The sequence below is a fragment of the Flavobacterium sp. SM2513 genome (assembly GCF_050908145.1).
In the GTDB taxonomy this organism is placed as follows: domain Bacteria; phylum Bacteroidota; class Bacteroidia; order Flavobacteriales; family Flavobacteriaceae; genus Flavobacterium.
Window position 1 is genome coordinate 3,116,427 of sequence record NZ_CP194228.1, and the last position, 26,180, is coordinate 3,142,606.

Sequence of the window (26,180 nt, forward strand, 5' to 3'; positions counted from 1 at the left end):
GTTTTTATTTTTGTAAATCAACACAACTTGAAATTTAGTAAAAATGATTGAAACTACTTATTCAATTTTTGAAAGAAACGCATCTAATCCTGAAGCATTATTTTTTATAGAAAATAAAGCCACTGAAGGTTTTTGGATATGGGATTTTTCATGTGAAAATTTGTATTTAAATCATTTATTTTTAAAAAATCTAGATTATTCAGTTAATGAACAGTCGGAAATCACACTTTTTAAATTATTAGGTATAAGTAATCCGGAAAAATTAATTGAACAATTATCAGATGTAGAAAATCACTTTACATTAAATTATACTAAAAAAGATTTAATTTCACTAAGTTGTGAGGTCGCTTTTCTTGCAATAAAGGATTTTCAACATAAAGTTACGGGTTATATTTTTTCAAACACGAAAATAATTAAAAATGAACTTTCGAAGAAGTCTGAAGAAGCCTCTGATAATCAAATTTTTATTCAAAGAGAAATTTTTTCACAGTTAGAAAAAATTGCAGAAATTGGTGGTTGGGAAATAAATTTGTTAAATGAAGAAGTGACATGGACAAATGAAGTTTATTCTATTCACGAAGTTGCAACAGATTATGTTCCTAGAGCCGATGCAGGATTAGACTTTTATTTTCCTGAAGACCGTGCTAAAATTGTCACAGCATTACAAGAAACCATACAAAAGCATTTACCTTTCGACTTAAATTGTAGGATTATTACAGCAAAAAAGAACATAAAATGGGTTCGCTGTTCAGGAAGAATTTTTCTTAAGGAGGGAAAGCCTTTTAAAATTATTGGCGTTTTTCAAGACATTACACGACAAATTGAGCAGTCAGAAAAACTTCGCATTAGCGAATCGACTTTTAGAGGCAATTTTGAATATGCGGCAATAGGTATGGCGATTTTAAATGAACAAGGAGCCTGGCTAGAAGTTAATAAACGTTTATGTGAAATCATCGGTTACAATGAGGATGAACTAAAAAAAATAACCTTTCAAGACATTACACATCCTGAAGATTTAGATTGTGACTTAGAATTGTTAAACGAATTGTCAACTGGACTGAGAGAAAGCTACCAAATGGACAAACGGTATTTCCATAAAAACGGATCCGTAATTAATGTGCGACTTTCAGTGTCAGTAGTTAGAAAAAATGACGGTACTCCTTATCATTATATTTCGCAAATAATAGACATCACCGCGAATATACTTACAAAAAACAAATTAGAAGATGCCATCAGAAAACAACAAGCTGTTTTTAATGCAAGTACACATGTAAGTATTATTGCGACAGATAAAATGGGTTTGATTAAAAACTTTAATTCTGGAGCTGAAAACTTACTAGGTTATAAAGCCAGTGAAATGATTGGCATACAGAATATTACTTCTATTCATTCCGCTAATGAAATAAAAAGCAGAAAAGCAGAGCTCGAGATTACAGGTAGTGAAAATGATTTTGCCATATTTTCAAGTTTATCTCATAATAGCTTTGAGACCCGTGAATGGGCTTATGTGCACAAAGAAGGCTATCACTTACCAGTTTTACTAACAATTACTGAAATTGAACAAGACAATTTATTAGTAGGATATTTAGGAATTGCTATAGATTTGACTGAAATTAAAAAAGCGGAAAAAGAAATAACTTCCTTATTAGAAATTACAAATGATCAAAACGACCGTTTGCGAAATTTTGCACACATAGTTTCACATAATTTGCGTTCTCATGCTTCTAATTTTAAAATGTTGCTGGATTTATTGGTCCATGACCACCCAGAATTTAAAGAGAATGAATTTATAAATTATCTTGAAACAGCTTCAGACGACTTGAAAGAAACTATAACGCATTTAAATGAAGTTGTTCAACTAAATACAACCTTGATTGAAAATTTAGAAACAATTAATTTGCATGAAGTAGTAGAATTAAATATTAGAAACCTTCTGGCTTTGGCAAATAAAAAGAATGTTGTAATTAATAACAATATTACCGAAGAAACTACAGTTCAAGGTATTACAGCTTATATAAGCAGTATTATCAATAATCTATTGACAAATGCAATTAAATACAGCAAAGAAGAGGGCGAGAAATATGTAACATTAAGTTGCACTACAGTTGACAATTTGGTACAACTGGTTATTGAAGATAACGGAATAGGAATTGACTTGAAGAGAAACGGCAATAAAATCTTTGGAATGTACAAAACATTTCATAATAATAAGGATGCGCGAGGTATCGGACTTTTTATTACAAAAAATCAAGTAGAGGCAATGAGTGGTAAGATTGAGGTTGAAAGCAAATTAAAAAAAGGAACTACCTTTAAGATACAATTAAAAAAATGAAAAAAATACCCTTAACTTGTATCATCGATGATGATCCAATATATATATTTGGAGCACAGCGAATGATGAAAATTGGGAATTTATGCGAAAGCTTTATGATTTTTCATAATGGAAAAAACGCGCTCGATACGTTACAAAAAATTATTTTGAACGAAGGAACCTTACCTGATTTAATTTTGCTTGATTTAAACATGCCCATTATGGACGGATGGGAATTTCTTGATGCATTTATTAAAATTCCTTGCAAACAAAAAATAACCATTTATATTATAACATCTTCGATTGATAATGAAGATGTTATGAAAGCAAAAACCTATTCAAATGTAAGTAACTATATTTTGAAGCCCGTTACAATTGACGGATTAAAAGAAATATTAGAAAAAATTTAAATCATAAAGATGAAACTTGTCTTCGCTTCTAACAACCTTCATAAAATTGAAGAAATTCAAAACTTATTATCTTCTTCTATTCAAATTTTAAGTTTAAAGGATATTGGATGTTTCGATGAAATTCCTGAAACAGCTAATACCATTGAAGGAAATGCCATTCTGAAAGCCAACTACGTGACTGAAAAGTACGGTTATGACTGCTTTGCAGATGATTCCGGTTTAGAAATAGAATATTTAAATAGAGCTCCAGGCGTTCTCTCAGCACGATTTGCGGGTGAACAGAAAAACGACCAAGATAATATTGATAAAGTTTTACGAGAATTAGAAGGAGTTCAAAATCGAAACGCACGATTTAAAACCGTTATCGCTTTAAACATAAAAAACGAGCAGTATTTATTTACTGGAATCATTACCGGTAACATCACTACATCGCAAAAAGGAAGTCAAGGTTTTGGCTACGACCCAATTTTTCAACCTAATAATTACAAAATGACTTTTGCACAAATGAATCAGCAAGAAAAATCAGCAATTAGTCATAGAGGCTTGGCTGTAAAACAGTTAATGCATTTTTTAACTACATAAACTTCTAGATTTACCCTCGCATTTGGGACTACATTACTTTACTTTCATTTTTACAGCAGTTCAGTGAAATGCGTTTGCAACGCAACTCTTAGGGGATATTTTTTTTGGAACGAAACCAAAAAAAAGCACGAGTGGATTACTATAGCGACTGGGTAACACCCATAAAAAGACACTTTATCAATAAAAATATTTTTTTAAGGGATTTCTTCATACTACATTTAAGAGATAATGTCGTTTTTATGGGTACCGCAAAGTTAACAATATCATAATTTATTGAATATCAATTACTAGACATTCAATAAAACACAAATTAACATTAGTTTTTCAGAAAAATTCATTGTACTTTTGCAAAATATTTTAAATTACTATATGAATAAATTTGAACAATTAGGATTGAGTGAATCGTTACTGAAGGCGATTATCGATCTAGGATTTGAGAATCCGACTGAAGTACAGGAGAAAGCGATTCCCCTATTATTGGAAAAAGACACTGATATGGTTGCGTTAGCTCAAACGGGTACTGGGAAAACGGCAGCTTTTGGTTTTCCACTTATACAAAAAATTGACGCTAACAACAGGAGTACACAAGCGTTAATCTTATCTCCAACGCGCGAACTTTGCTTGCAAATTACAAACGGAATTAAAGATTACTCGAAGTACGAAAAGAACATTAATGTTGTTGCTGTTTACGGTGGTGCAAGTATTTCTGATCAAGCCCGCGAAATCAAAAGAGGTGCGCAAATTATTGTAGCAACACCAGGTAGAATGCAGGATATGATCAACCGAGGATTGGTTGACATTTCAAAAATCAATTATTGTATTCTTGATGAGGCAGATGAAATGTTGAACATGGGATTCTACGAAGACATCGTAAACATCCTTTCAACTTCGCCTGATGAGAAAAGTACATGGTTATTCTCGGCAACAATGCCGCAAGAGGTTGCTAGAATTGCAAAACAATTTATGCATGACCCAATCGAGATTACTGTTGGAGCTAAAAATTCAGGTTCATCAACGGTTTCTCATGAGTTTTACTTAGTGAACGCTCGTGACCGTTATGAAGCTTTAAAACGTTTAGCTGATGCAAATCCAGACATTTTCTCCGTAGTTTTCTGTCGTACAAAACGGGATACACAAGCTGTTGCAGAAAAATTAATCGAAGACGGCTACAGTGCTGCAGCATTACACGGCGATTTATCGCAAGCTCAACGTGACGGTGTTATGAAATCTTTTAGAGGTCGTCAAATCCAAATGCTTGTTGCAACTGATGTTGCCGCTCGTGGAATTGATGTTGATAATATTACGCACGTAGTAAATTACCAATTGCCAGACGAAATCGAAATTTACAACCACCGTTCAGGTCGTACAGGTCGTGCAGGAAAATTAGGAACTTCTATCGTTATTGTGACGAAAAGTGAGTTGCGTAAAATTTCTTCTATCGAACGTACTATCAAACAGAAATTTGAAGAAAAAACGATTCCTTCTGGAATTGAAATCTGCGAAATTCAGTTGTTACACTTAGCAAATAAAATTAAAGATACAGAAGTTGATAGCGAAATAAACACTTATTTACCAGCGATTAACAATGTTTTAGAAGACTTAACGAAAGAAGAGTTGATCAAGAAAATGGTTTCGGTTGAATTTAACCGTTTCATCAATTATTACAAGAAATCACGTGATTTGTCAAATCAATCCGCTGGTCCTCGCGAAGAACGTGGAGATCGACCGATGAGCAATTCTGATGCGGTTCGTTATTTTGTAAACATCGGATCAAGAGATAATTTTGACTGGATGCAATTGAAAGATTTCTTGAAAGAAACATTAGACTTAGGTCGTGATGACGTGTACAAAGTAGATGTAAAGGAAGGATTCTCTTTCTTTAATACAGATGCTGAGCACTCAGAAAAAGTAATGGAAATTTTGAACAATACACAAATCGAAGGACGCAGAATCAACGTTGAAATTTCTAAGAATGATGGTGGCGGAAGACGTGACCATAACAATAGAGGTGGATCCGGTGGTGGACGATCTGGTGGCGAAAGAAGCTCTGGTGGAAGATCAGGCGGATTCGGTCCAAGACGTGAAGGTTCTGGTGGTAGCGGATTTGGTGCAAAACGCGAAGGTGGCTTCAGAAGCGAAAGATCATCTGAAGGTGGTTTTGGAAGAAGAAGCGCCGCTCCAAAAAGAGAAGGATTTGGAGATAGAGCTCCAAGAAGCGAAAGTACTGAAAGAGCACCAAGACGCTCCGAAAGTTTCGGTGATTCTCCTAAACCAAGAAGACCAAGAAAAAGCTAAACTTTTTAGTTAATTTTCTTATAATTATAGGCAAACTGCAAGATTGTTTCAACTGTTTTATTACTTTTAGGGTCTTAAAACAAGTCATGAAATATTTTGCAGTTTTCTTTTTTATTTTAGTATCCCAACTCATTTTTGCACAAGGTAAAGAAGAGGCTTCTATTATTAAAGGCGTTATCAAAGACGACAATTCAGGTGTTTTGCTTTCTGGTATTAATGTCATTAATGTGAATACCGTCAAAGGAGTAATAACTGATAACAAAGGAGAATTTTCGATGATGGCTTTCGCTAATGACACATTGCATATTTCACTTCTAGGCTACAAATCCATTAAAGTTAAAGTCACGAACGACTGGATTAAAAACAAAACAACAACGATTCAAATGACCGAAAAAGCCTATGCCTTGGAAGAGGTTGTGGTTCGTCCTTATATTTTAACGGGCTATTTGGAAATTGACGCAAAATTAATTCCTACTCGTGAAAACTACCGGTATAGTATTTCCGGACTTCACGAAGGATATGAAGCGGGAGAATATTCGCCAAACGCTTTTGGAAGAGTGCTAGGTTCCATCTTTAATCCGGCAGATATGTTGTATAATTTTTTTGGTAAAAAACCCAAAGAATTACGACGTTTGAAGGAAATGAAGAAAGACGATACCGTTAAAAATCTTTTAGCATCAAAATTCGATAGAGAAACTATTTCTGCACTTTTAGGCGTAACAAAATCTGAAATTGCGGAAATTTTGGAGCGTTGTAATTACTCCGAAGCTTTCGTGAAAAGTGCCAATGATTTGCAAATTATGGATGCAATCAGTGCTTGTTACGAAGAATATAAAATTCTAAAAAGATAAATTATACAGCAAATTTTATTTTGGGCGTTACCACAAGGGTCGGGCTGTCCGTTCCCGCTTCCCGATGAAAAATCGGGAGAGCTCCACTTCCATCCCTAACGCATCCGGTAACCATCACGAAATATTTCCAAAATTACAATTTCGGATTATCCTCATAATATCGAGCTTCAATTCGCTTAATATCTTTAATTGTATTTTTTGCCCATTGCATTCGCTTCACCAAAATTTCTTCTTCCGAAAGTTGCCATTTAATATCCGACTTGCGTAATCTATGCGTTAGGTTTTGAAGCGTGATTGCTGCAGAAACGGAGATATTCAAACTCTCCGTAAAACCCACCATCGGAATTTTTAAAAAACCATCGGCGTTTTTCAATACTTCTTCAGAAAGACCGTCGCGTTCCGTTCCAAAAAAGAAAGCTGATTTTTTTGTGATGTCAAAATCGTCCAACATACAATCGTTTTCATGTGGAGTTGTAGCAATAATCTGGTATCCCTTTGATTTCAAACTTTCAATACAATTCGCAATCGATTCAAAACGATTGACATCCACCCATTTTTGAGCACCCATGGCAATTTCTTTATCGATACTTTTACCGTACTTCTCCTCTACTACGTTCAATTCTTGAACGCCAAAAACTTCGCAGCTTCGCATTACCGCACTGGTGTTATGTAATTGAAAAATATCCTCCATCGCTACCGTAAAATGATTGGTTCTATTGGCTAACACCTTTTCGAAACGTTCTTTTCGGTTGTCTGTTAATATGTTTTCTAAGAATTCAAGGTATTTAAGGTCAATCATTGTACTTTAATTTTGGCAAAAATAAGGAAATTTGGTAACTTTAGAACTTGTAAAAAATGATAGTGAACTTAATTACAAACTTAAAATATGAAGAAATTACTTTTACTTTTTGTATTTTCTATGATAAGTTGTAATTCCAATAAATTGGAATTAAATAACATACAAATTATGGCTTATAATTATGCCCCTGATTATTCAATTCAAAAACTCACGCCGAATTTTATTATTTATTCATTTATAAATTCATCTGCGGAATCAATAAATTTAAGAAAAATAGATGCAAATTCTGATGATGTTGTTGGATATTCTTCTTCCATTGAAATAAAATTGCTAGAGCAAATTACTACCGATGCAAAGCTTAAAGATGAAACGTTTTTTGTCGAGAAAGTTACGCCTGAAATAGAAATTTATGACGGACCAATAATTAGAATTAAAATTTCTTACACGAATGGAAAGGAAATGTCATTTATTTTTCAAGCTAAAAATTACGACGAAAACTCAAAATTTTTTCTTTATAAAAATCTATATGATAGCATTATTGAAAATTCCAAACCTGAATTATTTGACGGAAAAAAATTAGAATTATTGAAACGTAAGCAAAAAGATTTTGCAAAATATGTTCATCATAAAGATTCTTTACTTTTACCAATTCCTAATATATTTCCACCTCCTCCACCCCTAGACGAAGTAAAATTCGTAAAACCTAAATAATAATTCCTATTTTAAACATGAAAAAGAAACTCGTAGTCCTCTCAGGTGCTGGAATTAGTGCCGAAAGTGGCATCAAAACTTTTCGCGACAGCGACGGACTTTGGGAAGGTCATAATGTAATGGATGTTGCCACACCGGAAGGTTATCGAAAAAATCCAGCGTTGGTTTTAGATTTTTACAATAAGAGACGCCAACAATTATTGACAGTAAAACCGAATGAAGCACATTATATTTTGGCAGAATTAGAAAATCACTTTGACGTTCAAATTATCACACAAAATGTTGATGATTTACACGAAAGAGCTGGAAGTTCCAACGTTTTGCATTTACACGGTGAACTTTTAAAAGTCAGAAGTGCCCAAAATTCAAATCGTATATTAGATTGGAAAACTGATTTACTAGATTCGGATAAAGACGACAACGGATTTAATTTACGACCCCATATTGTCTGGTTTGGCGAAGAAGTGCCTGCTTTAGAAGAAGCGGTTCAATTGACCACAGAAGCAGATTTATTTCTCGTCATCGGCACTTCACTGCAAGTTTATCCTGCCGCTGGACTAGTTGATTTTATTCCAAAGCAATCAACCATTTATTATATTGACCCAAAACCCATTAAAATTCCCAATCTTAGAAATAAATTGGTTGTTTTTGCAAATACCGCGTCGGAAGGAATGCAATTATTAAAAAAGCAATTGTTGACCTAGATTGTACGGGTAAAAAATCGCTTTTTACACTGACTTTGTAGAAATTCTACATTTGTCTTTTGACTGTAAAAGCGTATCTTTGCCGACTTACCAAACACAACTACAATGAATCTTTTGACTGAATTAAATGCTGTATCGCCAATTGATGGTCGATATAGAGCTCGAACAAGGAGTCTTTCACCCTATTTCTCTGAAGAAGCGTTGATAAAATACCGCGTTTTAGTAGAAATCGAGTATTTTATCGCTTTGTGCGAAATTCCTTTACCACAAGTAAAAGACGTGGATGCTGCTGTTTTTGAAAAACTACGCGACATCTATAGGAATTTTTCTTCTGAAGATGCACAAGCCATCAAAGATATCGAAAGGACCACGAATCACGATGTAAAAGCGGTTGAATACTTCATTAAAACAGCTTTTGATAATTTAAGTTTATCAGGATACAAAGAGTTCATTCACTTTGGATTGACTTCTCAAGATATTAATAATACAGCAATTCCACTTTCGACAAAAGAAGCATTTGAAAATGTTTATTTGAAAAGTTTAGTGGCTTTAATTTCAAAATTAAAAGAGTTAAGCACAGAATGGAAAGACATCCCGATGTTGGCTCGAACGCATGGACAACCTGCGTCTCCTACCCGATTAGGAAAAGAAATTGCCGTTTTTGTAGAACGTTTAGAAGAACAAATGCGTTCCTTATTTACGATTCCTTTTGCAGCTAAATTTGGTGGAGCAACAGGAAATTACAATGCACATCACGTGGCGTATCCTCAAACAGATTGGAAGAAATTCGGAACTGATTTCGTAGTAGGAAAATTAGGGTTACACCATTCGTTTCCAACGACACAAATTGAACATTACGATCATTTTGCAGCATTTTTTGATGCTTTAAAACGAATTAACACCATTATAATTGATTTAGATAGAGATATTTGGACCTATGTTTCGATGGATTATTTCAAGCAAAAAATAAAAGAAGGAGAAATTGGTTCATCGGCAATGCCTCATAAAGTTAATCCTATTGATTTTGAAAATTCAGAAGGAAATTTAGGAATTGCAAACGTGATTTTCGAACATCTTTCGGCAAAATTACCCTTATCCCGATTACAACGGGATTTAACCGACAGTACGGTTTTAAGAAACATTGGTGTACCAATGGGACATACTTTAATTGCTTTTGAAGCAACGCTAAAAGGTTTGAACAAATTATTATTAAACGAACCAAAATTTACCGAAGATTTAGAAAAAAACTGGGCAGTTGTTGCGGAAGCCATTCAAACGATTTTACGACGGGAAGGTTATCCAAATCCTTATGAAGCTTTGAAAGGCTTAACACGAACAAATACAACTATTAATAAAGAAGCGATTCATTCTTTTATTAACACTTTAGATGTTTCAGATGAAATTAAAAGTGAGTTATTTAAAATTTCTCCTAGGAACTATTTAGGAGTTTAAATATTTAGATTATCATATAGTAATCCCTTTTTCAAGTAAAATTTGATAAAGGGATTTTTTTTTGGGTTCTTTCAATTACAATTTACGCAATAAAAATTTTCGCTTTTTATGTTAGGCATAAGATAATTCATCAAAGTTTCCTAAGCTTCAAACTATTAAATTTTCCTAAGATTCTAATTGAATTAAATTTATGCTATTTAGAACAGAATATCTGTATGCGAGCTCTTGAATAAAAAGTGGCATATAAATAAGATGTTATTAAATGTGAAATTTAATGCAAAGATTTAATATGTATAGTCCTATTTTGCTGATTTTCACTCATAAAATCGATAAAAAAAGCGAATTATCTTAAATTTAGAACTTTGCAACTATGATTTATCAGTAAATATATGTATTTTTGCAACTTAACTTACTTGACATTTAGCCAATAGCTTAAAGATGCAGTAATAAATAATTAAAAAATATTTGTAACTGTACTTTAATTCATAAAAGTTTTAAGTCCTTTATATTATTTAAACAAAAAGTATGCATAAAAATTCCACACAATATTTTGTAAATATGCCATTCAATATCTCAAAAATTTTTTCAAAATTAGTTTTGATACTATTTCTAATGTTTACTAGTTTAACGTTTTCACAACCACCTCCTCCTTTTGATGATGATGTTAATGACGAGTTGCCAATTGACTCCCATAGTGTTGTCCTACTGGTTTTAGGTATTGCACTTGGTTATTCGTTACTGAAAAAAAATAAGATAGTAGAAAGTATTAGTAAATAACACTTACCGATTGGAATCAATTTTAATTTCACTTTTAAATAGAGTTAAAAATGTGCCAACAAATTAGAATGGATTAATACTTAAAATATTGAAAACGCTTTGTTTTACTGATTTCAACTTTTTTAGTTTATCCGTATATTCTATTACCTCTACAAATTAAATTTCACAAATAAAATATAGACAAACAATATTAAATCGCATCCTTATGAAAAAACTTCTACTCACGCTTGCAATTTTGTGCTTTTTTTCCGGATCTGCTCAAGTGACCCAAATTTGGACTGATTACAGTACATTTTGGACTTCGAGTTCTTCTAGTATTAACGCTGTAAAGCCCAATACCGCTCATGATTTATTGGCTTTTAGATGGAATGGAACTAATTATTCAACTGGAGTGAACAATGCGAAATTAGCAGCTAATAGTGTAACATATACAGCGACTAAATTTAGAGGTTTACCAATTAATTCGGTACCATTAACTGGCCCAAGTTCGGCATATTTTATTGGTCTTGGTGCTTTGGTAGATGGATTAGCGACAACTGTTGATAATGGAAGTACCAATCCCTTTGCCCCTATTACGACAGGAATACAAAAAGCAACCTATCTTACTAAAGGTACTCAAGGTCTTGATTTAGGTAGTTGTTTAACTAATATCCCCTCGGGAACTCCGATTAGGTTTAATTTGAGTTCCAATGGAATAACTTGGTCAAATGTAGGTGATGGTATTCCTGACATTTTGATATCTCAAGTTGCTCAACCGTCAACTACAGCAGCAGATAAATTTAAATTTGTAAATTCATCAGGAGTTACTGTGGGGAATGAAATAAGTGTATTATTGAGTAGTGCTGCACTATATCCCACTGTAGGTAACTGGAATGTTGATTTTTACGAGAACAACAGTACTCAAACAACAAGTACTTTTGTTAATACTGAACGAACTTTAAAATTTTATGCAACTGATTTAAGTGCATTTGGAATTACGGCAGGTAATTATGCAAATGCAGTAGCTTTGATTTACACCCCTGGAGGTGATTCTGATCCGGCATTTTTAGCATTCAACGAACCTTCTTTAGGGGTGTCTACTCAATTAGGAATAACAGCACAACCTACCACATCTGCTTGTGATGGTACAATGGCGTCTAGTTTTACTGTTCGTTTAGAAGACCGTAATGGATTACCGGTTGAACAAGCAGGGATTTCGATTACAGCATCTATGGCGACAGGTCCAGGTAATTTACTGGGTACATTAACAGCTACAACTGACGTTTTTGGAGTTGCTACGTTTTCAACATTATCGTTTGAAGTAGGTGGAGATCACCAGATTCGTTTTTCAAATTCAAGTTTAGATGCTGCAATTACCACCAACATAATTGGAGATATTGCTTGTGGCTCAAATATATGGACAGGAAATGGTGCAAATAATAACTGGAGTAATACTGCTAATTGGCAAACAGCGTTTGTACCTAATGCAAATACTGATGTTACAATCCCTACAGGAAGACCTAGATACCCGGTTTTACAAGGTAATGCAGGTGCTAAAAATATAACTTTAGGTGTTAATACAACCATCACTTTAAACGGAAGAACATTTGCAATTAGTGGAACTATTACTAAAGATGCATCGGCTAAAATTATTGCTAGTACTGATAATTCTGTATTATATTTTTCTGGAAGTAGTGCACAAACGATTCCTAGTGGTCTTATTTTAAGCGGTGATATTGCCAATTTAACAATAGAAAATACCGCAGGTGTAACCAATGCAGATGCACTGAAAATAACACAAGTGCTATTAGTTCGAGAAGGTGCATTCGCGACAGGTAGTTCAATTGATTTGGTATGTAGATTCTCCCCAAAAAGAACGGCACAAATTGGTCCTATCGGTTCGACAGGATCAATTACGGGTAATGTAACCGTGGAACAGTGTTTTCCTGCAAGACGTGCATTTAGATTTCTAACCTCTTCCGTAACCACTAGCACTTCTATCCGTGCCAACTGGCAAGAAGGTGCATCTGCTTGGAATGCAAATCCAAAACCAGGATATGGAACGCATATTACAGGACTTGGCGCTTCTGGCCCGTCAACTAACGACGGTGTAAATGGTTTTGACTGGCAACCTTCTGGTGCTTCATCAATGTTTACTTTTAATAATGGGACTCAAGCTTGGTCAGCAGTAGGTAGTACAACAGGTGTTTTAACCGCTGGTGTTCCTTATCGAATGCTAATTCGTGGAAGTAGAAGTACTGACATTCAGTTAAACGCTTCAGCTCCTACTAATACAATATTACGTTCAACGGGTACAATTTTGAAAGGACCGGTTGCAGTTACTGGACTTTCGTCAACATCCAATGCATACAATCTAGTTGGAAATCCTTTTCAAACAATAGTTGATATGAATCAAGTTATAAGTAATGCAACAAATGTTAAATCAATTTATTATGTTTACGATCCAACATTAGGTGGTTCCCCAACTGTAGGAGAATCTGGTGGTAGAGGAGCTTACGTTTCGGTAAATGCATTAACTGGTGTAAAGAGTAATGCGCTATCGGGTGTTACAAATTTCTTGCAACCGTATCAAGCATTTTACATTCAAACGAATACGCTTGGTTCCGCACCTACAATAACTTTTAGAGAAGATTATAAATCAACTTCAAGTACGCATACAAATGTATTTAGAAGTCCAAATGAAAATGGGGAAGTTGTTGATAACCAATTTATAACTTTATCTCTTTCCAACCAAGAGTCATTTAATAGTAATGAAAGTGCCTCTGATGGTTTAAGAATAGATTTTAGCAGCAATGCAAACAATGGTGTTGACGATTATGATGCAGTAAAATTTACTAATTCAGATGAAAATATTTCTCGTAAAATAGGAGAAAATCTAATTTCGATGGAAACTAGAGGAAATGCTGAAAATGGAGATTTATTACCTTTAAATATCACACAATATAGAAGTACCGCTTATATTATGGAATTTTCTATTAGTGACTTCACAGGTCAAGAAGTGTATTTAAAAGATTACTATACAAACGAAAGTACTTTGCTAGCAGGTGGTACCCCTTCTATGTATAGCTTTACAGTAAGTGATGCTAATCCTACCTCTAAAAGTGCTGACCGATTTGCTATCGAAATTCAACAAGCGCCTTTAGGTGTTGAAAATCCTAAATTTAATTCAGCTTTCAGCTTGTACCCTAATCCTTCAAACGGAGAATCAATATTTTTAAACTCAAAAACATCTTTTGAAAATGCGAAAATTGAAGTGTATAATGTACTAGGTCAACGAGTAAGTGCATTGAATGCAGATTTCGGAAGTAACAATCAAATAAGCATTCCAATCGCTGATTTAAGTGTTGGAGTTTATTTAATCAGCGTTACAACCAATACAGGAGAAAAGTTTTCTTCTAAGTTTATTAAGAACTAAGAGCTACTATTAATATTTAAAAAGCGTAAAGAATTACTTCTTTACGCTTTTTTTTTGTTTTGACGTAAGGGTTTGCACCTAAATCCAGCTATCATTAAGGAAGCACCTCTTTCTCCTACTCGTACTTTAGCAATATCGGATGAAGTTCGTACAAAATTAATGTAAATACATTCAAGCAGTTATTTTCCAATTTACTTCATTTATCAAAATCCCTGCCCTTTCAAGTACGTAATACCACCAGATAGATTCTTTTATTTAAATTTATCGTAAAAGTGAATAATAGGGCATTCTAAATTTAGTATTTTATTTGGTTTTTATTTATCTTTCCAAAATCCAAAAATTTTACCAGTGATTCATTTTTTCTCTACCTTTTTATTAATGGCAAGTGCCACCTCTCATTTAAAACCCTTAATCAGTGATTTGGGTTTGATTCTAATGACGGCGGGAATTGCAGTACTATTATTTAAAAAAATCAAACAACCTTTAGTATTAGGCTACTTGGTTGCTGGATTTTTGGCAGGAAACAACTTTGATTTCTTTCCGTCCGTAGAAGATAAAACGGGAATTGAAACTTGGGCCGAAATCGGAATTATATTTCTATTATTCAGTCTCGGACTTGAATTTAGTTTTAAGAAACTGATGAAAGTTGGTGGCTCCGCTTCTATTACAGCAACTACTCAAATTATCTTTATGGTTATTTTGGGCTATTTTGTTGGAATTGCTATGGGTTGGGAAAAAATGGACAGTATATTTTTAGGTGTTATTCTCTCTATATCATCTACCACCATAATTCTAAAAACCTTTGATGAGCTTGGTGTCAAAACGCAAAAATTTGCAGGAATTGTGTTGGGTTCACTAATTGTTCAAGATATTGTGGCAATTTTGATGATGGTATTGTTATCTACAATTGCTGTAAGTCAACAGTTTTCAGGTGGCGAATTACTGCAATCCATCTTGAAGTTAGTGTTCTTCTTAACCTTATGGTTTATAGGCGGAATCTTCTTCATACCTACACTTTTGCGAAAAGCCAAAAGTCTTCTGACCGACGAAATGACATTGATTATAGCCATTGCTTTGTGTTTAATGATGGTTATATTAGCTTCAAATGTAGGATTCTCTCCCGCTTTAGGTGCGTTTATTATGGGTTCTATCATTGCAGAAACTACGCAAGCGGAACATGTAGAACATTTGGTTAAACCAGTAAAGGATTTATTTGGTGCCGTATTCTTCGTATCTGTTGGAATGTTAATTGACCCCGATATGCTAATTGAATATGCTGTTCCCGTAGCGATTTTAACCTTAGTAACGATATTCGGGCAATCCATAAGTTCTACAATTGGTGCTTTAATTTCGGGACAACCGCTGAAGCAATCCATCCAAACCGGAATGAGTTTGTCGCAAATTGGTGAGTTTTCGTTCATAATTGCCACCTTAGGAATGACGTTAAAAGTAACCAGTGATTTCTTATATCCAATGGTAGTTGCAGTTTCGGCAGTGACAACGTTTACTACTCCTTACATGATTAAAGGAGCGGTTCCGTTCTCTAATTTTATTGAAAGTAAAATACCCAAGAAATGGGCAAAAAAAATCGACCGTTACAGTTCAAACTCCGAATCCATTAAGTCTGTAAGCAATTGGCAAATTGTTTTAAAAGCTTACTTAACGCAAGTAGTTATTCACTCAGTGATAATTGTGGCGTTGATTTTACTTTCATCAGAATTTATCCTGCCATTGGTTGAGGATTCTCGCTTTGGAAATCCAATAGCTGCATTAATTACATTGGTTGTTCTTTCACCCTTTTTCTATGCACTTTCTATAAAACGTGTGGCAAAAAAACAAGTGGATGAGTTGATGAAAGTGCGAAAATACCGAGGCCCAATTATCATGATGGTGCTACTGAGAATGCTACTTACGTTATTTTTCCTAGGATTTTTATTGAATAGTTTTTTCTCACCAGTCGTAGCTTTGGTTGCCTTAGTAATTGCCATTGGTACTTATGTTTTATTTCCTAAAAAATTAAACAAACAGTACCAGAGAATTGAACGTCGCTTTGTTGAAAACTTAAATGCACGAGAAATCATTCAAGCGAGTAAAAGTAGAAGCCACTTGACCCCTTGGGACGGGCACATGACGATTTTTAACATTGCCAAAGAATCTAATATTGCAGGCAAAACACTTGACGACCTGAAATTACGTGAAACCCTAGGCATCAATGTCGCATTTATAAAACGAGGGGAAATCACGATTGATATTCCTAATAAATCGGAGCGCTTGTTTCCAGGAGATGAAATTTGTGTTATTGGTACGGATGCTCAGGTGACTAAGTTTCAAGAATATTTAGACCAACACGAATACGAAATACCTGAAAAGTCGGTGGAGAATGACATCATCATGAAACAGTTGGAACTAAAAAACGAGCTCTTTATTGGTAAAACCATCCGAGACTCACAAATTAGAGAGAAAACACGAGCTATGGTTGTAGGAATTGAAAGAGACGGAAAACGTTTCTTAAACCCCGACTCCAGTCTTGTTCTGCAAGAGAATGATATTCTATGGATTGTGGGTAGCAAGAAAATGCTGCAAGAATTCTTTAACGATAAGAGAGAAAAATTGGGACTCTAAACGATTCCTTGCTCAATCATCTCTAACATAACCGGAGATGCATTCTTGAATGTAGGAACTTGTTCAACAAGGCTTCCTACATTTTTTTTGTTTACTTTAAACGTCAAATCCTGTTCAGTTGTAAACAATAATGCCGTAAGAAACGGACTTTTAATATAAGAGCTCAAAAGCATAAAAGCTTCATCAATAGTATGAAAACTTTCTACTTCTTCGGTTTTGTATTTTGTGGTAAAGACTACATTGTATCCGCCGGTTTCTAAGATATTCAATCGGACGTAGATGTTTTTAAGTTCCGTGTCGCCTATGGTTTTTGCCAACGTAAGTTTTGCAAACGTACCTGCTTTGATACTTGCTTTTACTTTTTCATAGAATTCAACAAAAACGGGTTGGTATAACATGAGGTATATTTATTTTTTGCAAAATTACATTAATTGAATGTTTTATGCGGAGTAAAATCAAGAAAGATTGTCAATTATATTGATACCCGTTCCCTCCTATTTCAGTTTAAATGTGCGAATCAGCTTTTTAAATAATCTTAAATTGTTTTCAAAATCAGCTTCAGAAGAACCAAACAGAATGTAATAACTCTTATCTACAAAAAGCATTACTTGATAGGCTTGTTCCTTCTTGCCTGTTTTCCGGTCTACGCCTTCTGCTGTAATTTCATAACCGCTCAAACCATGAACTACTATAGGAACTACTGCATTGATTTTAGTAATTTGAACAGGCAACATCTTGATTCTATTGGTAGCAAATTCCTTTTTATCAGCAATTTCAACTTTAGAAAAGGCTTTAGCAACAACCAAGGATGCTTTGTCATCTGTTTCTGAGGGGATTTTCCCATCACGATTGTACACTAACATATTTGACATACTTTTTGCAAAAACAAAATCAGTTCCCTCAGTGGAGATTTCGAAGTCAACACTATCTAATGGTGTCAATACTTTATCAGCATGATAAACTGTCGATAGCAAGGCGTCTTTTACCGCTTGTTCTAGTTCTAAATTGCCTTTGGGAGCGATTCCGTTGATGAGGATGGACTCTTTATCGGTTCCGAAAGCTAAGGAGTATTTTCGAAAAACAACGTCATAAGCGGTTTGTTCCGCCGTAATCAATACTCCAGGCACTCCATTTAAGATAACCGATTCAATTGTTTCCACTTGAACCCCTTGCTTCAGCAAGTTTTCCTTGGTTAAACCTTTTGAAACCTCAGCAAAAGGTCCTGGAATATCCATAATCAGCACACTCGAATTGGTTTCTGCTTGTTGAAATCCCAAAAAACTAGTAGCTATAGCAAACTCTTTTGGTGCAATTATACTTATTTTAGAACCGTATATTTCTTGGTGTTGGGGCGTTATAGTTGTAGTGATTGTGGTTTGCCCAAATATAGAAATGGAGCATAAAAGGGTGAATAGTAAATAGGTAGTTTTAATCATGGGTTTAATTCAGAATTTGTTTTTTTTTTAATGGGCAAGGATTGAAAATAAGCGCGAACGGGTAATAATTGCAACAAGAATTTCAACAGTTTCATTGTTCGGCTTCCAGACTCAACAAAACTTTACAATTATGGAAGCATTTATTTTTGAAAAATAGTAGACTGTGACAGGTTTAGATAATGAACAAAATCTGTATCGTACAAGTTTTTATATCCTAAAACTAAAGATAATTTTGTAAGAAATAATTTAATATGATAGTATTTATCGCTTTCCTTTACTTCATGAAATACATCTGTAGTTTTGTATGAATTTTTATTAAATGTAAAAGATGGATATTCATACCAAACTTTAGCCTCCAAATTACCATTATTGTTAGAAATTTTTTTTGAATCTTTTTCATTTAGTTGAGAAAATTCAAATTGATACCCAATCAAACCTTTTTCAATTATCAGAATGAAATTATGCCTATATTTATGCTCAATGTCTTTATAAACATCATTAAAATCAATAGTTTGAAGATTAAACGAAGTTGAAGCACAAACTAAAAAAGATATAAAATCATCGTGTTCAAAACTATCATAATTCTTCTTAATGCAAATGCCTTTTTTGTTCTCATGAAGTTTTTTATTTTCTGCCAATTTCCTTAAAGCTTCTGAAAATTTGGTTTTACTTAAAGTCGATTTCACTTCTCCAATACCCAAAACACTTTCTACAGAAAAAAAATCTATATAATTGTTCTCTAATAAAGGAGCTTCATCATTTTTATAAATTACAATATCAAGTTGTGTACTCACTTTATCGTCTGGAGTAATTATAAAACCGTCTGAAATTCGATGTTTAGTTACTAACCTTAACAAATCTTTTAATGCATTTTCTCTATATTTACCATATTCTCCAGGATGAATTAATTTAGTTTCATCATAAAAAATAGAACTACTATCTTCCATAAATGTCAAGGCAAAAATATCTATCTTTCGATTTAAAACAGTTTCAAAAATTTTATTTCCCATTTACACGGATTCTTGTTTATCATTAAAGTTAATAACTTTTAAGTCCACCCATTTCACAATGCCTATAAAAAAGTTTATTTCGTTTTATATTTCCCAAATATACTCCTTTCCTCCCATTCACCCCAAAAAAAAATGCCTTGAACATCAAGGCATTTTCAGCAATAATAAAACATTTTAGTAACGTTCTTTTTGGAAACCCCAAGCGCGAAGTTCTTCTTTCCAGGTATGTGGATAATTCGCTTGAATGCTTTTTATAAGTGAATTGAGCACTAATTTTACCTCTTTTTTTGTTTGGTTTTTTTCGCCCACGCTTACTGATATCGAGCTACTCAAAGCGCCTGTTTGGTCGGCAAGTGCGTCGTACCTTTTTTTCATGTCATTCCAAAAGTCTAAACCATATTCTTTATCCTCCATTTTATGTTCAACTAATCCGGCAATCATCACGTTCAATGCCTCTTTTCTGCCTTCATAATCGCGTGGCATTTCATGGCCTTTATTGATATGATAGATGCCAAAGGTATCATACATGCTAGTGGCTCTGTCTTTTTTGAATTTTTCTAAAATATAGCCTTTTACATAAACTACCGCCTCGTTTATCTCTACATTAAGTAGTTTTACTGATTGCACAACGCCTTTTTTTGTACCACCCGATTGGTTTCTGCTTCTAAGTATCGCATTAAAATGCGCCGCAAGTGTGGCAAATTCTGCTTGGGTAAACCATAATAAAACGAGCCAAGTACTGATTTTCCACTTAGCCACTGCAAGTGTTGCCACTGCTCCAATTTCTAAATCTTTAGCCGGAAGCGTTCTCTTTTTTACAACCTTTGGCTTTTCTGAATTTTGTTCTGAATTTTCCATTTTTAAATTATTTTCGTTAATAATTAGATTAAAATTAGCAAAAATTTTAATACAAAAATCAAATTGAATAAAAAATTTTTAAATTGGTCTACACATTTTTACAAAACATAACCAACTAGTGCCATGAGGTTTATAAAAAGCCTTGTAAACACTGCTTTTATTGAAATGTATCGAAATACGTTGTATTTATTTGTAAATAAAATAAAATACACGTGTAAATGGACAGATAGAACTTCCCGATGCTCATTTGCACGCGTAAATGGATTGATAGAATTTCCCAAAGCTCATTTGCACGTGTAAATGCACAAATAGAGTTTCCCAATGCTCATTTACAAGTGTAAATGGATATATAGGGTTTCCCAACGCTTATTTGCACGTGTAAATGAAGATGTAGAATCTCCCAATGCTCATTTGCACGTGTAACGATACATATTTATAATAAAAACGAATAAAAAAAAGAGTAAAAGCGTGTTGATGCTCTTACTCTTATTGGTTCCTGATGCTATAAGATTTTTAATATAAAATTTTGATTTTTTTATTATTTTACAGAATGGCACACCAATTTTCGACCTTATAAATTCCTGAATCCTTTTCAAGAGCTATCAGCTTTACTGCCAAGTCTCGCATTTCGTCAGCATTAGGCGCGTTAGTTGTAATACACTCTATAACGTAGTCCCTAATTCCTTCAAATGTTTCTAAGATATCATCTGATGCTATTTCTTGCTCTTCTAAAGCCATTATATAATTGGCTTCGGCTAGTTTAATATCCAGTATTGCTTCCTGGTCTTTTTCAATTAGATTTTCAAAATTATCAAAACCCTCCACTACTTGGTTTATATCATCCCCGTTTTCAAGGGCTGCTTCTTCTGCAATTTGTTTTAATTCTCTAAAAATATCAGTCTGCTCCATTAAAGGCTGGCTTAAAATCCAGTCCATCATAGCATCCTCCTTATCGTCTAAAATTAATTCTATTAGTTGTGCTCTGTATTTCATCTTTCTAATTATTTATAAATGGTTAAAGCTTTTTTAATAAACTCACATCAATCTGTAGCGATTTTCTGGTGGCTTTTCATGAAAATTGTACTGTTTTGTTTACCAAATATACTTATTTCCTAAATAAAATCACAAAAAAAAATGCCTTGAATAGCAAGGCATTTTATAATAAAAAAAGTGTAGTACATCTAGTGCACAAAGAGTGTATCTCTACTTACCTTACATAATTAGGCGATTCGCATTTCTGCCAATATTCAATAATGATTCTCATGGTGTTTTTTAACTCGTCAAAACTAGAAGGTTTAATAAAAAATCCTTGTATCGATTTGGAATACGCATCAATAACCGCATCTTGTTCGGCACTTGTAGTAAAAAACAGGTAGGGAATTGTTTTTACCCGAATGTCCTCGTTTTCGTGAATTTGTTTTCGGAGTTCAATACCATTCAGTTTAGGCATATTTATATCCGAAAAAACAATAAAAGGCTCACTGGTTTTTGCCGTCAGATAATCCAAAGCTTCTTGTCCGTCGCTAAAGAATATGATTTCATTTTTGTAATTAAGTTCGGCTAAAACGTCGGTAAAGAACGCTTGGTCGTCACAATCGTCTTCTATAATAATAATTGCACCTTTCTTGTTCATCGTTTTCTAGTATAAAATTTAGGGTGCAAATGTACGTTTTTATTCGTTTCGATATACTTCGGAAATCGTTTCTGATTTGCAAGTAAACATTTGTTGTTTGTCTTTTTTCTAAAATAAACACACAACTATTACGGACAGTTAATAAATAATTCTATTTTTGACTGACAAAAAAAATAGCTATGAAAAAAAGTACTTACTCAGAATTAACTAATGAGGAACTTAGTTCCAAATTGACTTTTACAAAACAAATCTTACTGGCATTTATAATCATTTATTTCGTTATAGTAGCCATCCTTTTATTTTTGTTTTTAAACAAAAACTTTGGCGAAGTATCCATCGCTTTATTCGTGCCTATTTTTATCATACCCGTAACTTTACTTCCATTATACATGAGCTATAATATGCTTCGTGCCGAAAAGAAATCACGTAATCTTTAGTTAATGGAAGCAACTTGCTTGAATTGCAATACCGAAATAGCACAAAATTTCTGTGCCAATTGTGGACAAAAGAAATACAAACGCATCGACCGAAAGTACATTTGGGACGAAGTACAATATTCTACCGTTCACATGAACAAGGGATTCTTTTATTCTCTTAAAAATACGTTGAAGAATCCCGGGAAAACCGCTCGAACATTTATTGATGGCAATAGGGTAAATCATTATAAACCTATTGCACTTGCTTTTATATTGAGTGGAATTTCAGCGTTTATTTCCTTTAAAATTGTTGGATTAGGAGATATGATGAATGCGATGCAAGATGAGCAAATAGCAAAGTCTGACATGATGAAAGACATTAACGCTTTCAATCAGACCTATAATTCCTTAATATTTTTAGCTTTAATTCCGTTTTTCGCTTTATTTACTAAATGGTCGTTTAAATCTTGGGGACACAATTTTTATGAACATGTAGTAATGAATGCTTTTATTTTAGCTTATTATAATAGTATTACCATTATCCTTTTTTACCCGTTAATGTTTTTATTCAAAGACAATGAAAGCATGGTAATGATTATGACAAGTATTGCAACGCTATCATTTTTAATAATTATTCCTTATTTTTTCAAAGAGTTTTATAAGGAATATCCGTTTAAGCAAGTTTTAAAACGATTTTTAATATTTGTAGTTTTAGCCTTTATCTTCTCTGCTATTTTATTTGTGGCTGCAATATTTGGATATATAATGTACCAAGCCACATTTCATCCAGAAGCTTTGAAACAATTTGCTCCTCCTCCAAAGCCTTAGCTTGATTACAAATAACATTGAATTATATAAATAATACCATTTCGACACAATTGAAGTGGTATTATTCTTTATATATAAAATCGATACTATATTAAAAGTATAAACGTAAGCTAGTATTCTCACAATACCACTGCAATATTCTCTATAAAGGAGCTGAAATTGGTTGCAAAATTATACATTTCGCAATCAAACGAGATAATTATGATAAATCAATCCTTTTAATTAAATTTGCATCACATTCTTAAAGAAGATTTATTATGACAAAAACGCAAAGCCACAAAGAAATTTCATTTGAAGATTTCAAGACTGAAGTTTTAAGCGATTATAAAATTGCAATAACCAGTAGAGAATGTAGTCTTTTAGGACGTCGTGAAGTACTTACCGGTAAGGCTAAATTTGGAATTTTCGGTGACGGAAAAGAAGTGCCACAATTGGCAATGGCTAAAGCGTTCAAAAACGGTGATTTTCGTTCAGGATATTACCGCGACCAAACCTTTATGATGGCTATTGGAGCGATGAATATCCAACAATTTTTTGCCGGATTATACGGTAATACGGATTTAGAACAAGAACCTATGTCTGCCGGACGTCAAATGGGAGGGCACTTTGCCACCCATTCTTTAAACGAAGACGGTTCGTGGAAAAACTTAACCTTACAGAAAAACTCTAGTGCTGATATTTCACCTACGGCAGGACAAATGCCCCGTTTATTAGGTTTAGCACAAGCATCAAAAATATATAGAAACGTTTCAGGAATCAATAACAAAACCAATTTCTCCATCAACGGAAACGAAATTGCTTGGGGAACCATCGGTAACGCAAGTACTTCGGAAGGATTGTTTTTTGAAACCATTAATGCTGCAGGTGTTTTACAAGTACCTATGGTAATGAGTGTTTGGGACGATGAATACGGAATTTCGGTTCACGCCAAACACCAAACAACGAAAGAAAACATCTCTGAAATCCTTAAAGGTTTTCAAAGAGATGAAGATGCAAAAGGTTACGAAATCATTCGCGTTAAAGGTTGGGATTACCCAGGTCTTGTAGATGCTTATCAAAAAGCGGCAGCCATTGCAAGAGAGGAACACGTGCCTGTTTTGATTCACGTAAATGAATTGACACAACCACAAGGCCACTCCACTTCAGGTTCGCACGAACGTTATAAAAACGCCGACCGTTTGAATTGGGAAGGTGAATTTGACTGTGTTCGTCAAATGAAACTGTGGATGATGGCCTTAGATATCGCCACTCAAGAAGAGTTGGACGAAATGGATGCTACTGCTAAGAAAGAAGTACTGCAAGGCAAGAAAGCGGCTTGGGAAGCGTTCGTTTCTCCTACAAAAGCTGAACAAGCTGAAGCATTGACTTTATTAAATGATGTGGCAGATGCTAGTGCAAATAAAGCATTTATTGCTCCTTTAGTAAATGATTTAAAAGGATTAAAAGAACCTATTCGTAAAGATATTCTTTCTACAGCGCGAAAAGTACTTCGATTAACTATTGGCGAAAGCAAACATAAAGCACTTGCTGATTGGATTGTAAATTATACCGATAAAATACAACCTAAATTCAGTTCGCACCTTTATTCAGATTCCAATCAAGCGGTTGGTTCTGTGAATGAAGTATTGCCAACTTACGATGAAAGTGCCGAAGATGTTGATGCAAGATTGGTCATTAGAGATAACTTTGACGCTATCTTTAGCAAACACCCAGAAACCTTAATTTTTGGAGAAGATGCCGGAACTATTGGTGATGTAAACCAAGGTTTGGAAGGAATGCAAGAGAAATACGGCGAAATGAGGGTTTCTGATGTAGGAATTCGTGAAGCTACTATTATAGGACAAGGAATAGGAATGGCGTTGCGTGGTTTACGACCAATTGCCGAAATTCAATACTTGGATTATTTGTTGTATGCGATTCAAATTATGAGCGATGATTTGGCAACTTTACAATACCGAACAAAAGGCCGTCAAAAAGCACCACTTATCATTAGAACACGTGGACATCGATTAGAAGGTATTTGGCATTCCGGTTCTCCAATGGGAATGATTATCAATGCGATTCGCGGAATTCACGTTTTAGTTCCTAGAAACATGACTAAAGCAGCCGGTTTCTACAATACCTTATTAGAAACGGACGAACCTGCTCTTGTAATTGAGTGTTTGAACGGTTACAGATTAAAAGAAAAAATGCCTACCAACTTAGGTGATTTCAAAACACCAATCGGTGTAGTAGAAACCATTAAAGAAGGTACTGATATTACCGTAGTTTCATACGGTTCAACTCTACGATTGATTGAGCAAGCTGCGAAAGAATTGCAAGCTGTGAACATTAATGTAGAAATTATCGATGCACAGTCGTTATTGCCTTTTGACATTAAACATGATGTTGTGAAAAGTGTGGCGAAAACCAATCGTCTATTGGTAATTGACGAAGACGTTCCGGGAGGAGCTTCGGCGTTTATTTTGCAAAAGATAGTTGACGAACAAAATGCATATCGTCATTTAGACAGTAAACCCGAAACATTAACTGCAAAAGCCCACCGTCCTGCTTACGGAACGGATGGTGATTATTTCTCTAAACCTTCAATAGAAGATATTTTCGAAAAGATTTATGCGATTATGCATGAAGCAAATCCGAAAGCTTATCCAAGTTTATACTAAATACAATTCATCCCAATCTTTACCGATTGGGATTTTTTTTATGTTTTATTTCATTTTATCGGTATTTTTTAAGTAGATTTATCACTGTTATTAATTTAATAAACCAATAAAATTATGAAAAAAATTGTTTTAGCCTTCAACATGTTGGCTTTAGTGGCATTAGTTTCTTGTAAAAAAGACACTCCACCACCTCCGCCTCCAGCACCAGAACCTCAAGTTATAGTTGCACCACCGCCACCACCTCCTACTAAGGCAGAAGAAAGTGACGGAACTTCCATTAGTGTTGGAAGTGATGGCGTAGAAGTTTCCACTAAAGACGGTACTAAGAAAACCGACATTAATGTGAAAGACGGAAAAGGTTCAATTGAAATTAAAAAGTAAATGCACATAAAAAACCGAAGCTACAG

Annotated in this window: 21 protein-coding genes; 14 read left to right on the plus strand and 7 right to left on the minus strand. The window is 34.1% G+C overall.

Annotation, left to right across the window (positions count from 1 at the left end; all coding sequences use genetic code 11):
- The first annotated feature begins 43 nt into the window (after positions 1-43).
- From ACQ5J2_RS13355 to ACQ5J2_RS13375, 5 genes are all read left to right on the plus strand, one after another.
- Positions 44-2,332, plus strand: coding sequence for a PAS domain S-box protein (locus tag ACQ5J2_RS13355; protein ID WP_432670955.1), 2,289 nt, complete (start codon positions 44-46; stop codon positions 2,330-2,332).
- A complete protein-coding gene (locus tag ACQ5J2_RS13360) occupies positions 2,329-2,721 on the plus strand; it encodes a response regulator (RefSeq protein WP_432670956.1) in 393 nt (130 codons plus the stop codon). Before ACQ5J2_RS13355 ends, ACQ5J2_RS13360 begins: the two co-directional genes overlap by 4 nt.
- Positions 2,722-2,730: 9 nt before the next feature.
- Positions 2,731-3,303: a non-canonical purine NTP diphosphatase gene (locus ACQ5J2_RS13365; RefSeq protein WP_432670957.1), complete on the plus strand. Its 573-nt coding sequence runs from the start codon at positions 2,731-2,733 to the stop codon at positions 3,301-3,303.
- A gap of 369 nt (positions 3,304-3,672) precedes the next feature.
- Entirely contained in the window at positions 3,673-5,598 is a 1,926-nt protein-coding gene (locus tag ACQ5J2_RS13370; protein WP_432670958.1) for a DEAD/DEAH box helicase, read from the plus strand.
- An 86-nt stretch (positions 5,599-5,684) separates the two neighbouring features.
- Positions 5,685-6,449: a carboxypeptidase-like regulatory domain-containing protein gene (locus ACQ5J2_RS13375; RefSeq protein WP_432670959.1), complete on the plus strand. Its 765-nt coding sequence runs from the start codon at positions 5,685-5,687 to the stop codon at positions 6,447-6,449.
- Between the two features lie 133 nt (positions 6,450-6,582).
- Here the strand turns inward: ACQ5J2_RS13375 and ACQ5J2_RS13380 are convergent, their stop codons facing one another.
- Complete coding sequence (locus ACQ5J2_RS13380) at positions 6,583-7,248, minus strand: TrmH family RNA methyltransferase (RefSeq protein ID WP_432670960.1); 666 nt, start codon at positions 7,246-7,248, stop codon at positions 6,583-6,585.
- A gap of 87 nt (positions 7,249-7,335) precedes the next feature.
- On the opposite strand from ACQ5J2_RS13380, the gene ACQ5J2_RS13385 reads away from it, so the two are divergent.
- From ACQ5J2_RS13385 to ACQ5J2_RS13405, 5 genes are all read left to right on the plus strand, one after another.
- Positions 7,336-7,959: a hypothetical protein gene (locus ACQ5J2_RS13385; protein WP_432670961.1), complete on the plus strand. Its 624-nt coding sequence runs from the start codon at positions 7,336-7,338 to the stop codon at positions 7,957-7,959.
- A gap of 17 nt (positions 7,960-7,976) precedes the next feature.
- Positions 7,977-8,663 carry an SIR2 family NAD-dependent protein deacylase gene (locus ACQ5J2_RS13390; RefSeq protein WP_432670962.1) on the plus strand — a complete coding sequence of 229 codons (687 nt, stop codon included), beginning with the start codon at positions 7,977-7,979 and terminating at the stop codon, positions 8,661-8,663.
- Positions 8,664-8,768: 105 nt separating this feature from the next.
- Complete coding sequence (gene purB / locus ACQ5J2_RS13395; protein WP_432670963.1) at positions 8,769-10,115, plus strand: adenylosuccinate lyase; 1,347 nt, start codon at positions 8,769-8,771, stop codon at positions 10,113-10,115.
- 982 nt (positions 10,116-11,097) lie between these two features.
- A complete protein-coding gene (locus ACQ5J2_RS13400) occupies positions 11,098-14,307 on the plus strand; it encodes a T9SS type A sorting domain-containing protein (RefSeq protein ID WP_432670964.1) in 3,210 nt (1,069 codons plus the stop codon).
- A gap of 378 nt (positions 14,308-14,685) precedes the next feature.
- Positions 14,686-16,929 carry a cation:proton antiporter gene (locus tag ACQ5J2_RS13405; RefSeq protein ID WP_432673317.1) on the plus strand — a complete coding sequence of 748 codons (2,244 nt, stop codon included), beginning with the start codon at positions 14,686-14,688 and terminating at the stop codon, positions 16,927-16,929.
- Here the strand turns inward: ACQ5J2_RS13405 and ACQ5J2_RS13410 are convergent.
- From ACQ5J2_RS13410 to ACQ5J2_RS13435, 6 genes are all read right to left on the minus strand, one after another.
- Positions 16,926-17,327 carry a hypothetical protein gene (locus ACQ5J2_RS13410; RefSeq protein WP_432670965.1) on the minus strand — a complete coding sequence of 134 codons (402 nt, stop codon included), beginning with the start codon at positions 17,325-17,327 and terminating at the stop codon, positions 16,926-16,928. The two genes, ACQ5J2_RS13405 and ACQ5J2_RS13410, sit on opposite strands and share 4 nt — an antisense overlap.
- Before the next feature lie 96 nt (positions 17,328-17,423).
- On the minus strand, positions 17,424-18,365 hold the full coding sequence (locus ACQ5J2_RS13415) for a hypothetical protein (protein WP_432670966.1): 942 nt from the start codon (positions 18,363-18,365) through the stop codon (positions 17,424-17,426).
- 140 nt (positions 18,366-18,505) lie between these two features.
- A complete protein-coding gene (locus tag ACQ5J2_RS13420) occupies positions 18,506-19,375 on the minus strand; it encodes a DUF6602 domain-containing protein (RefSeq protein ID WP_432670967.1) in 870 nt (289 codons plus the stop codon).
- Between the two features lie 174 nt (positions 19,376-19,549).
- Positions 19,550-20,233 (minus strand): hypothetical protein, encoded by a 684-nt coding sequence (locus ACQ5J2_RS13425; RefSeq protein ID WP_432670968.1) that lies wholly within the window; start codon positions 20,231-20,233, stop codon positions 19,550-19,552.
- Positions 20,234-20,776: 543 nt separating this feature from the next.
- A complete protein-coding gene (locus ACQ5J2_RS13430) occupies positions 20,777-21,226 on the minus strand; it encodes a hypothetical protein (protein ID WP_432670969.1) in 450 nt (149 codons plus the stop codon).
- Between the two features lie 214 nt (positions 21,227-21,440).
- Positions 21,441-21,866, minus strand: a complete 426-nt coding sequence (locus tag ACQ5J2_RS13435) for a response regulator (protein ID WP_432670970.1) — start codon at positions 21,864-21,866, stop codon at positions 21,441-21,443.
- Positions 21,867-22,045: 179 nt separating this feature from the next.
- Between ACQ5J2_RS13435 and ACQ5J2_RS13440 the strand changes: the two genes are divergently transcribed.
- The 4 genes from ACQ5J2_RS13440 to ACQ5J2_RS13455 all read left to right on the plus strand — a co-directional run bounded on the left by ACQ5J2_RS13440 (position 22,046) and on the right by ACQ5J2_RS13455 (position 26,154).
- The gene (locus ACQ5J2_RS13440) at positions 22,046-22,303 is read left to right on the plus strand and encodes a hypothetical protein (RefSeq protein ID WP_432670971.1); all 258 of its coding nucleotides are present in this window, start codon (positions 22,046-22,048) and stop codon (positions 22,301-22,303) included.
- 3 nt (positions 22,304-22,306) lie between these two features.
- Entirely contained in the window at positions 22,307-23,110 is an 804-nt protein-coding gene (locus ACQ5J2_RS13445) for a DUF3667 domain-containing protein (RefSeq protein ID WP_432670972.1), read from the plus strand.
- A 257-nt stretch (positions 23,111-23,367) separates the two neighbouring features.
- A complete protein-coding gene (locus ACQ5J2_RS13450; protein WP_432670973.1) occupies positions 23,368-25,773 on the plus strand; it encodes an alpha-ketoacid dehydrogenase subunit alpha/beta in 2,406 nt (801 codons plus the stop codon).
- Positions 25,774-25,887: 114 nt separating this feature from the next.
- Complete coding sequence (locus tag ACQ5J2_RS13455) at positions 25,888-26,154, plus strand: hypothetical protein (RefSeq protein WP_432670974.1); 267 nt, start codon at positions 25,888-25,890, stop codon at positions 26,152-26,154.
- Positions 26,155-26,180 lie beyond the last annotated feature (26 nt).

Bases quoted from the DNA above. Each gene is read 5' to 3' on its own strand.
- ACQ5J2_RS13440 (WP_432670971.1), top strand. From the start codon at position 22,046: ATGAAAAAAAGTACTTACTCAGAATTAACTAATGAGGAACTTAGTTCC.
- ACQ5J2_RS13455 (WP_432670974.1), top strand. From the start codon at position 25,888: ATGAAAAAAATTGTTTTAGCCTTCAACATGTTGGCTTTAGTGGCATTA.
- ACQ5J2_RS13360 (WP_432670956.1), top strand. From the start codon at position 2,329: ATGAAAAAAATACCCTTAACTTGTATCATCGATGATGATCCAATATAT.
- ACQ5J2_RS13375 (WP_432670959.1), top strand. From the start codon at position 5,685: ATGAAATATTTTGCAGTTTTCTTTTTTATTTTAGTATCCCAACTCATT.
- ACQ5J2_RS13385 (WP_432670961.1), top strand. From the start codon at position 7,336: ATGAAGAAATTACTTTTACTTTTTGTATTTTCTATGATAAGTTGTAAT.
- ACQ5J2_RS13405 (WP_432673317.1), top strand. From the start codon at position 14,686: ATGGCAAGTGCCACCTCTCATTTAAAACCCTTAATCAGTGATTTGGGT.
- ACQ5J2_RS13400 (WP_432670964.1), top strand. From the start codon at position 11,098: ATGAAAAAACTTCTACTCACGCTTGCAATTTTGTGCTTTTTTTCCGGA.
- ACQ5J2_RS13445 (WP_432670972.1), top strand. From the start codon at position 22,307: ATGGAAGCAACTTGCTTGAATTGCAATACCGAAATAGCACAAAATTTC.
- ACQ5J2_RS13415 (WP_432670966.1), bottom strand. From the start codon at position 18,365: ATGATTAAAACTACCTATTTACTATTCACCCTTTTATGCTCCATTTCT.
- ACQ5J2_RS13380 (WP_432670960.1), bottom strand. From the start codon at position 7,248: ATGATTGACCTTAAATACCTTGAATTCTTAGAAAACATATTAACAGAC.
- ACQ5J2_RS13425 (WP_432670968.1), bottom strand. From the start codon at position 20,233: ATGGAAAATTCAGAACAAAATTCAGAAAAGCCAAAGGTTGTAAAAAAG.
- ACQ5J2_RS13390 (WP_432670962.1), top strand. From the start codon at position 7,977: ATGAAAAAGAAACTCGTAGTCCTCTCAGGTGCTGGAATTAGTGCCGAA.
- ACQ5J2_RS13365 (WP_432670957.1), top strand. From the start codon at position 2,731: ATGAAACTTGTCTTCGCTTCTAACAACCTTCATAAAATTGAAGAAATT.
- ACQ5J2_RS13370 (WP_432670958.1), top strand. From the start codon at position 3,673: ATGAATAAATTTGAACAATTAGGATTGAGTGAATCGTTACTGAAGGCG.
- ACQ5J2_RS13435 (WP_432670970.1), bottom strand. From the start codon at position 21,866: ATGAACAAGAAAGGTGCAATTATTATTATAGAAGACGATTGTGACGAC.
- ACQ5J2_RS13450 (WP_432670973.1), top strand. From the start codon at position 23,368: ATGACAAAAACGCAAAGCCACAAAGAAATTTCATTTGAAGATTTCAAG.
- ACQ5J2_RS13355 (WP_432670955.1), top strand. From the start codon at position 44: ATGATTGAAACTACTTATTCAATTTTTGAAAGAAACGCATCTAATCCT.
- ACQ5J2_RS13430 (WP_432670969.1), bottom strand. From the start codon at position 21,226: ATGAAATACAGAGCACAACTAATAGAATTAATTTTAGACGATAAGGAG.
- ACQ5J2_RS13410 (WP_432670965.1), bottom strand. From the start codon at position 17,327: ATGTTATACCAACCCGTTTTTGTTGAATTCTATGAAAAAGTAAAAGCA.
- ACQ5J2_RS13420 (WP_432670967.1), bottom strand. From the start codon at position 19,375: ATGGGAAATAAAATTTTTGAAACTGTTTTAAATCGAAAGATAGATATT.
- purB (WP_432670963.1), top strand. From the start codon at position 8,769: ATGAATCTTTTGACTGAATTAAATGCTGTATCGCCAATTGATGGTCGA.